Raw genomic sequence first — 8,851 nt, forward strand, 5'->3', positions numbered from 1 at the left:
TTCCCCAAGATTTGCATAGATTCCTGCTAGTTGGTGCAAAGTAGCAGCTTTCCCTTGAACATCGCCAATTTTTTCCTTAAGTTCGAGAGATTGTTGATAAAATGCGATCGCCTGTTCTACTTCCCCAAGATTTGCATAGATTCCTGCTAGTTGGTGCAAAGTAGCAGCTTTCCCTTGAACATCGCCAATTTTTTCCTTAAGTTCGAGAGATTGTTGATAAAATGCGATCGCCTGTTCTACTTCCCCAAGATTTGCATAGATTCCTGCTAGTTGGTGCAAAGTAGCAGCTTTCCCTTGAAGATTGCCAATTTTTTCGTGAAGTTCGAGTGATTGTTGATAAAATGCGATCGCCTCTTTGGGATTTCCCCAATCGTCCTGAATCCATCCTAATTCATGTAAAGTATTTGCTTTTAAAGATATGAACTCTTCATCATTTTTCGCCAAATCTAACGCTTGTTCCAGATAGTATTTTGCAGTTTTATATTCACTCCGACTGCGATAAGCAATTCCCAAATTATTCAAAATCCTGATGCGAGTTTTCAAATCCTCTTGAGTTTCCTCGCGCCCATTGGAGGGAGTGTATTCAATCAATAACCGCTTTAATAAATCAATTCGTTCCTGCTTTTCCGGCAACTCACAATTGCTAATCCCTTTGCTAGCATCCAGAGTTTGAGACATCGCATCATCTCTAGTATTTGCAGGAGTTTTGAACACAAAAGTTCCCGAATTCCAAGCCCAGAAATCCGGCGCAAAATTAGCAACTCGCGTAATCGCATAATCCGGCAAACAAAAAATCATGGGATGCGGCACTTTAACCGGATAAGCATCTCGTACCCAATTAAAATCTACCAGCATCGGCGGATATTCCCCCGTCATCCCGATCGCATTTTCCACTCCCCGCACAATCAAAATCAACTTTTTGTCTGGTTGAACCTTGACTGTTGGCAAAACCTTCAGAATTTCATCCATCAAAAAGCGCATATCAGGATCTGGAAAATCCCAAATTTCAAACTGCATCTCTTGACAATCGGGATGACTAATTAAAGCCTGAATAATCGCATCTCTATCCTTGGCAAAATTACTTTGGATAAATCCCAAATCAAAGGCATTGTCGGGAACAATATCGACAAACGTCAGCAATTGATCGAAAGACTCTTGATTTAGTTCAATTATCCTTTGTCGGTCTACTTCAGGAATTTCTCTGGATTGATGCAAGGGCTTGCTGGAAAGCATAGCTTTGTTTTACGAGTGGGTTGACATAATTCCACCGACTATTGCCGTTGTATTCCAAAACGGAAATATTGAATAATAAAGTTTGTCCAATTTCATCTTTATTAATATCTTTATCGATGCAAACTCGCGCTAATATTGTATAATATTCTGGTGTAGGAGTAGACCTTTCAAAGTCAAATTGCTGTTGATTTAAAGCGTAAGTTACATCTTCAGCCAAAACTTTACTGTGTTTGCGAGTAATAGCCGTGCGACAAGCCGATCGAGTTATCTGCATCAATTGTCGCACGTGACCGCCACTAGCTTTTGCCAAATCTAGCAACTGTTGTCGATCGTCAAATAGGGCACTAACATCAACCCGCTGCTCGATCAAACTGGCAACTCCCTCTAATCTTTGCTGATTGTAATTTAAATTGCACTCACTGCGATTAAATTCATAAATATTCACCATTGGCACAATGTTGGGGTTGCCAAACAAATTGCTAACATTTTTATAGGAATAAATTACTGAAATCGGCACTGTATAGATAATTGTACAGTCTAGTTCTTGGAGTTGAGGAGCGTAATCAAAAAACAAATGATTGGCAACATTGGGAGGAATCCGGTCTAAGTTATCAACAATCACCAAAAATCCTTTTTGATAGCGGTCTGGATATTTTCGTCTCAGCTTCTCAAAAGCATCTTTCAATAACAAATTAATATCTGTTTGCAAGCGGGACAAATTACGCTGAAGAGTTTCCCGAATCACTTTTTTTTGTTGACTAGAACCTTTAATTTGACCTAGCAATTTGGCTGTCAACTTATAAATAAAGGGAATTTCCGATCCTGCACTTGCTTCAGTTTCGACGCTAACGGAAGATTGAACAGTTTCTTCTGTTTCTTTAGTGACTTCTTTAAACCACGATTCAAAACGTTCTAAAAGTTTGGAATCAAACTTCAATCGTAATTTAGTTAAATCATCAGCTACTTTGTTGATAAACAGCAAATATAAATCGGTATATTCTGCATCAAGAACATCTAGTTCCTGATCGAATTCTATGTAAATCACCCGATAGTCATTTTCCCACCGCGACTGAATGCGTTTTAACTCTGTACTTTTGCCGCATCCCCGATGTCCGGTAAACAAAATTGTGTTAAATTCTCCCGGTTCTTGAAGATCCAAATCCGTGCTAACATCCTCGATCGCTACTGTGTTTCGTACTGCGGACAAATCCACATAATACCGGGCAATATCATCGCCCGTTAGAGGCTTGACATCGCAAGCGCGGTAAGCTTCTTTGAGTGTTTTGGCGCGGTTGGGTGGGAGTGAAGTCATCGGATTGTATATTGTAGATTGTAGATGGAACCCACAGTTGATCGCGATCGCGGACGATCGGGATGTGGAGCTTTTTAACTCCTATGTTAACTCACATCTCGCACTATACTCAAGAACTAGCGATCGCTAGCAACCGATCGCAGAAACCGGGTTTTTTCGCGAATCTACTTCAAAAAATGATTAATAATTAATAAATAAGCCGCCTAAAATCAAAACGATCGCAATTAACGCCACCCAGATAAACCTATTATCTTTCGTATTAACCTGACTCAAATCTACAGGTTCTGGTACGACTGGCTTGGGTTTAGCGTACTTGATATCAGCGTTCGGATTGGCTTGAAAACTGATTGATTGATTTTCATCTAAAGCTGCCAAATCGGGGATTTTCACCATCCATTCAGGAGGTATAGTGAGTTTGGGAGCTTCGAGAATGAACAGCAAGCGCTTTGCTTGCTGGCGGGTTTCTTGGCGGGGATGGCGGGTGAGTTGGCGGCAAAGCTCGATCGCCCTTTCTGTATTGCCAGAGGCTTCGTAGGCTGTCACCAGCCACATCTGCACCTCGCCGCCCAACCGGGAATTTCGATCGACTAAACCGGTAGCTGTTTCTAAACTCTGCACAGCTTTAGCGTACCGGCCGCTCTCAAAAGCTACTTGCCCAGCTTGGTACTCAGTTTGAACAATTTCTAACTTTTCTGAAGTCACGAGCACCCACCCAATTCACAAATATTTATTCCCTAATTCCCCAAACGCTAGAATTCGCTGTTGTGTTGCGACATACCCGACTCGTTGTCGCGTTTGGAACCCAGCAAGTCTAAATTGTCTACCTTAATTACCGGCTTCGAGCGATTTGCTCCGCTATTGCGGTCTTGCCAGCGCTCGAACTTCAAAGAGCCTGTTACGCCAATTAGAGAGCCTTTGCGAACGTAGTCAGCAGCAATCTGCGCTGTTTTGCCCCAAATTTCCAGATTAAACCAGTCTGTTTGTTCGTCTGGGTTGCGCGATCTTTTTCTCACTGCCAGCGTCAACTTGCACAGGACTGTACCCGACTCAAAATACTTCACGTCGGGGTCGCCGCCGACGCGGCCTACTAAAGTTACAACATTAAGACTCATAAACTTTTTCCGGAATGTACTCGATCGGTGATGTAGTTCAACCTTGCCACGCGCGGGCTAGCGTCCAAACTGAACTTGGAACAGCGCCAATGAGGGCTTCATCCTGATTTTACACCCACTTACCAGAACATATTGATTGTGGATGATTGGCGAGTCGGCGCTCAACCTATACTCGACAATGTAGATTTCTGACTAGACTCAGGATGAAAAACGTAATAGAATCCACCTCGGTTACACTTTTGTAACAACATTATTGCACACAATAGTATTTTAGTTTGGGGGGGGGTACAAATCAGTGGGTCTTCTCAATCGATTTTCCTTATCTAGAGATATGGGTATCGACCTCGGTACTGCTAACACGCTCGTTTATGTATCCGGCAAAGGTATTGTTCTGCAAGAACCTTCTGTAGTGGCGATCGACCAGGACTTAAAAATACCGCTGGCTGTTGGAGAAGATGCTAAAAAAATGCTCGGGCGGACGCCCGGGAATGTGATAGCACTGCGCCCGCTTCGCGACGGGGTAATCGCAGACTTCGACACAGCCGAACTGATGCTCAAGACTTTTATCCGCAGAGTTCACGAAGGCCGAACCTTAGTTTCGCCGCGGATCATTATTGGCATCCCCAGCGGTGTCACCGGAGTAGAGAGGCGTGCTGTCATTGAGGCGGCTACTCAGGCCGGTGCTAGAGAAGTGCGGTTAATTGATGAACCCATCGCTGCAGCGATCGGGGCTGGACTGCCTGTGGCTGAGGCGACTGGCAATATGATTATAGATATCGGCGGGGGTACGACGGAAGTTGCGGTTTTGAGTTTGCAAGGTACGGTAATCAGCGAGTCTGTGCGAGTAGCCGGCGACGAACTCAACGAGGCGATCGTCCAATACATGAAAAAAGTTCACAATTTGGTCATCGGCGAACGCACTGCTGAAGAAATTAAGATTCAGTTGGGTTCTGCATATCCAACTCCAGAGGATGACGATGCGATGATGGAAGTGCGGGGCTTGCACTTGCTCTCGGGTCTGCCGCGAACTGTTACAATCAAAGGCCCAGAAATTCGCGAAAGTATGTCGGAACCGCTTTCAGTAATTGTGGAAGCTGTCAAGCGTACTTTGGAACGCACCCCCCCGGAATTAGCAGCAGATATTATTGACAGGGGAATTATGCTCGCCGGCGGCGGAGCCCTGATGAAAGGTTTGGATACTCTAATCAGTCACGAAACAGGAATTGTCACTCACGTGGCAGCCGATCCGCTGTGTTGCGTGGTTTTGGGAACTGGTAGGGTATTGGAAAACAAACAGTTGGAACGGGTTTTCAGCGGTCAGTCGTCGCGCAATATGTAGTTAACTAATTTGGGATTTTGGATTTAGAAATACGGCTGCCATCTCAAATCTAAAATCCTGACATAACAAATTTAGATTACTGAAATTATGCTAAAAAACACACTCCGCAGGTGGTGGGATCTGCGACTGCCAATTGCCCTTTTAGGTTTAGCTGTAACTGCCGCTTGGGGAGTTCGACAAACACAAGGTGCTCCACTGTTTGAAGTTTACAATTGGGTAACTCGTCCGTTTCAAGCCAACGGCTCTGGGCAAGAGCAGCTCATCTCGGCGCGTACTCAAGAACTGCAAGCGCAGCTATTAGAATTAGAAACTCAAAATCAGAAGCTAAAAGAGCTTTTAGGTTACGTTTCGGCTAAGAAACCTAAAGGGATTGTAGCTCCTATTGTTGGCCGCAGCGCGGACCACTGGTGGCAGCAAGTAACCTTGGGTCGCGGCAGCAACCACGGCATCAAAACAGATTTTACCGTCATGGGTCCCGGCGGTTTGGTAGGTCGGGTTGTCAGTGTTACTCCTAATACTAGCTTGGTGCTGTTAATCAGCGACCCTACGAGTCAATTAGGTGTGGGAATTACCCGCACTCGCAACATGGGTTTTATGCGCGGTAAAGGGCAAAATCAGGCGGTGATGGAGTTTTTTGATAATGTTCCTAATGTCAAGCCTGGGGATGTGGTTTCAACTTCTTCTTTTAGTCAGTTGTTCCCTCCTGGTTTGCCGGTGGGAAAAGTGGTTTCGGTGGATCTGAATAAAACTCCGGCTCCCGAAGCTGTTGTTGAGTTCTCTGCACCGATGAATTCTCTGGAGTGGGCAGTGGTTTACCCCCACTCTAAGCAAATCGAACAAAAGGCTTCGCAGGGTCAATCTTCTGAACAGTCGGAAGGAGCAAAGCAGTGATGAAGGCTTTATCTCGGATGTCTTCGCGATCGCGCCAATTTCTCAACTTCGGCGTTACATTTGTTTCTGTGATGCTGTGCATACTGATATTGCCCACTCGGATGCCGGGAATGGAATTGCTGGGAATTAGCCCGAACTGGCTGTTAATTTGGTTGGTAGCTTGGAGTATTAAGCGCAAACGTACAGTTTGGGGAGCTGCTAGCATGGGCGTGGTTTTGGGGTTTCTTCAAGATGCGATGACGGCTCCTCATCCCACCCACGCTGTGAGTCTAGTTATTGTCGGAGTCTTAACAGTGGTGTTGCTGAAAACCTGGTCGATTCCGGCAGATATTGTTGAGAGAGATCCGATTCCGATCGCGTTAATTGTGTTTGGGATGGCAGTGGTAGCGGAAACGGTGATGGGGATTCAATTTTTGGCTATGGGCGATCGGGCTTTACTGGAAATTTGGAGCGAGCACCAGAGAGTGGCTTTGTGTTCTGCTATTCTCAGCAGTCTTTGGGCTCCGGTGATTTATTTTCCCCTGCATCGCTTGTGGGAAATGACGAGGAATTTAGAACAATCTTAGTCATTCATCAGTCATCAGTCATCAGTCATTAGTCAACAGTTAACTGTTAACTAATGACTTTTAAGTGTCATCAGTCAACTATTACTTGTGGTGCCGAACCTAATAAGTGATTAACCGCAATAATTAAATCGCTGAGAATGAAATTAGGCTGGTGCTTTTGCAGTTGATAGCGACTGCGAATGCCACAGGTAACGGCAATTGTGGGTATTCCCAATGCTTGTCCTGCGAGGATATCAGCTTCGGTATCTCCAATCATCCAAGCGGAACCCAGGGAGGACTTAAATTCTTCTGCAACTTCAGCCAACAATTCGGTTTTTAAAGCTGTATAGTTGTGATAGGCGGCATCCGGCATCTGAGTTCCCCGAATGCAGGTAAACAGTCTGGCTAAACCGTAATTTTGCAACAGTTGAACGGCTTGATTTCTCGGCCGCAGGGTGACTAAAATCAGCCGCACGCCGCGGGAATGAAGAAGTGCGATCGCCCATTGCACTCCCGGCTGGATACGATCTAAGTGCAACAAGTCTGGCTGATTGACAATCCGACTTACGCATCCGAGAAAAACATGAATTTCTTCTCCCCACAAGCCGGAACTTTTGGCTATTTCAGCATCGGGCACTCGGTTTTGTTTCATTTGCCAAAACTGCTGTTTGCTGAGTATTTGAAGGTTGAGGTTGATTCCCCTAGCAAGATAAGCTGCTTGAGTCTGGGCCAATCCCTGTTGATAGGTGGTGTAGTAGCGATCGGACACATCCACGATCGGCCCGTCTAAATCGCAAAATACCGTCATCCGGGGGGACGAGTCAGCCTCTGATGCTAGCTTGTACTGAAGGTTTTCGGAGTCCGGGGCGACAACATTTAACATAAAATGTTAAGTAAATCAAGGGAGCTATACATTTCTTGACTTTAGCAAAAAATGTATAAGTTATAATACATAATTTTTAATTATTTTATTAAAAAAACCTATGAAAATTTAGAGGATTGGGCTCAATAAGGGCGATCGAGCCTGTGCGTCGATAACTTGAAGGGAAAAAGTGATTTTTGTGGCTGTTGATACGTGCCTTAGCCATTAAAGTTTAGAATTAAGTTTTTAGTCTTTTGTAATTTACCCATGCTCAAACAAAGCGATTTTGTTAGGAATGCGGACACTAATCGAGTAGAGGTGCTGTCCGAAGCACTGCCTTACATTCAACACTTTGCCGGTCGCACAATTGTGGTCAAATATGGCGGTGCGGCGATGAAAGATAGCACTCTCAAAGACAAGGTGGTTCGGGATATTGTGCTGCTAGCTTGCGTGGGGATGCGTCCGGTTGTGGTTCACGGCGGCGGCCCGGAAATTAATATTTGGCTGGAAAAATTGGGAATTGAGCCGCAATTTAAGGATGGTTTGAGAGTGACTGATGCGGCGACGATGGAAGTTGTAGAAATGGTTTTGGTGGGGAAAGTAAATAAAGAAATTGTTTCGTTAATCAACCAAGCTGGCGGCAAAGCAGTGGGATTGTGCGGCAAGGATGCCAATCTGATTCAAGCTCGTCCTGACGGTCGCGAGGGAATTGGGTTTGTGGGTGAAGTCAGCTGCGTGAAAATCCAGATTTTGGAGTCTTTGGTGAACAGCGGTTATATTCCGGTGGTGTCGAGCGTGGCAGCCGATGAAAACGGTCAATCTTACAACATTAATGCTGACACGGTGGCTGGGGAAATTGCCGCTGGTTTGGGAGCAGAAAAGTTGATTTTGATGACTGATACGGCGGGAATTTTGGAGGATTATCACAAGCCGGAGAGTCTGATTGCTAAGTTAGATATTCAGGAAGCCAGAGAGTTGATTGAGTCGGGAGTTGTGTCTGGGGGAATGATTCCGAAGGTTAATTGTTGTGTGCGGAGTTTGGCTCAGGGTGTGAAGGGTGCTCACATTATTGACGGTCGAATTCCTCATGCTTTGCTGCAAGAAATATTTACGGATGCGGGGATTGGGTCGATGATTGTTGCTTCTGAATTTAGCAGCGCGAACTTAAGGCCTAAGTAAGGTGTAAATCCTAGCGTGGGGAGGGCGGGTGCGTGAAAGGGGTAAACTCGCTGCGATCGCGTATATCCTAACTAAGCCTGCCCCTAAAAACCTTGAGAAGGTACTTATGTAAAATTACTTCAACTAATTCTAACCGTTGTTGAATTTCAGCTTTTCTTAAACTATGAGCAAACACTTTAGAGTTTTGGATTCTGTTGCGATTCTCAAGCCGATTTCAAATACGCGATTAGCGCTAGTGGAACCAGAATACGCATCAATTTCTAGTTTGCCAGTTGGACTTGTGGGAACTATTATTGAAGTGTAAGCTGTTGCACATTTAAACTGTGATACAAGCATTGCCCTTATTTTTGATTTTGCGACCCCATTTAATTATTAATT

10 protein-coding genes are annotated in these 8,851 nt (G+C 44.9%); 5 read left to right on the forward strand and 5 right to left on the reverse strand.

Translation table 11 applies throughout. The features are described from left to right. From QUA80_RS16385 to QUA80_RS16400, 4 genes are all read right to left on the reverse strand, one after another. A partial coding sequence (locus QUA80_RS16385) for a tetratricopeptide repeat protein (protein ID WP_333426173.1) occupies positions 1–1,233 on the reverse strand: 1,233 nt, incomplete at its 3' end. Beyond that, a complete protein-coding gene (locus QUA80_RS16390) occupies positions 1,190–2,545 on the reverse strand; it encodes a P-loop NTPase fold protein (RefSeq protein ID WP_333426175.1) in 1,356 nt (451 codons plus the stop codon). The genes QUA80_RS16390 and QUA80_RS16385, both read right to left, overlap by 44 nt. A 180-nt stretch (positions 2,546–2,725) precedes the next feature. After that, complete coding sequence (locus QUA80_RS16395) at positions 2,726–3,247, reverse strand: tetratricopeptide repeat protein (RefSeq protein ID WP_333426177.1); 522 nt, start codon at positions 3,245–3,247, stop codon at positions 2,726–2,728. 47 nt (positions 3,248–3,294) lie between these two features. Further along, on the reverse strand, positions 3,295–3,657 hold the full coding sequence (locus tag QUA80_RS16400) for a single-stranded DNA-binding protein (RefSeq protein ID WP_333426179.1): 363 nt from the start codon (positions 3,655–3,657) through the stop codon (positions 3,295–3,297). A 331-nt stretch (positions 3,658–3,988) separates the two neighbouring features. Here QUA80_RS16400 and QUA80_RS16405 point away from each other — a divergent pair, with 331 nt between their 5' ends. From QUA80_RS16405 to mreD, 3 genes are all read left to right on the forward strand, one after another. Beyond that, positions 3,989–4,996, forward strand: a complete 1,008-nt coding sequence (locus QUA80_RS16405; protein WP_333243479.1) for a rod shape-determining protein — start codon at positions 3,989–3,991, stop codon at positions 4,994–4,996. 87 nt (positions 4,997–5,083) lie between these two features. Continuing rightward, positions 5,084–5,887: a rod shape-determining protein MreC gene (gene mreC, locus QUA80_RS16410; RefSeq protein ID WP_333426181.1), complete on the forward strand. Its 804-nt coding sequence runs from the start codon at positions 5,084–5,086 to the stop codon at positions 5,885–5,887. Next, positions 5,887–6,453, forward strand: a complete 567-nt coding sequence (mreD, locus tag QUA80_RS16415) for a rod shape-determining protein MreD (protein WP_333426191.1) — start codon at positions 5,887–5,889, stop codon at positions 6,451–6,453. The genes mreC and mreD overlap by 1 nt, the downstream gene beginning before the upstream one ends. A gap of 70 nt (positions 6,454–6,523) precedes the next feature. Here the strand turns inward: mreD and QUA80_RS16420 are convergent, their stop codons facing one another. Continuing rightward, a complete protein-coding gene (locus tag QUA80_RS16420; RefSeq protein WP_333426183.1) occupies positions 6,524–7,315 on the reverse strand; it encodes an HAD family hydrolase in 792 nt (263 codons plus the stop codon). 246 nt (positions 7,316–7,561) lie between these two features. On the opposite strand from QUA80_RS16420, the gene argB reads away from it, so the two are divergent. Next, positions 7,562–8,473 (forward strand): acetylglutamate kinase, encoded by a 912-nt coding sequence (gene argB / locus QUA80_RS16425; RefSeq protein WP_333426185.1) that lies wholly within the window; start codon positions 7,562–7,564, stop codon positions 8,471–8,473. 163 nt (positions 8,474–8,636) lie between these two features. Beyond that, complete coding sequence (locus tag QUA80_RS16430) at positions 8,637–8,777, forward strand: hypothetical protein (RefSeq protein ID WP_333426187.1); 141 nt, start codon at positions 8,637–8,639, stop codon at positions 8,775–8,777. Positions 8,778–8,851: the final 74 nt, after the last annotated feature.

The sequence above is a fragment of the Microcoleus sp. F4-D5 genome (assembly GCF_036704885.1).
Classification (GTDB): Bacteria; Cyanobacteriota; Cyanobacteriia; order Cyanobacteriales; family Microcoleaceae; genus Microcoleus.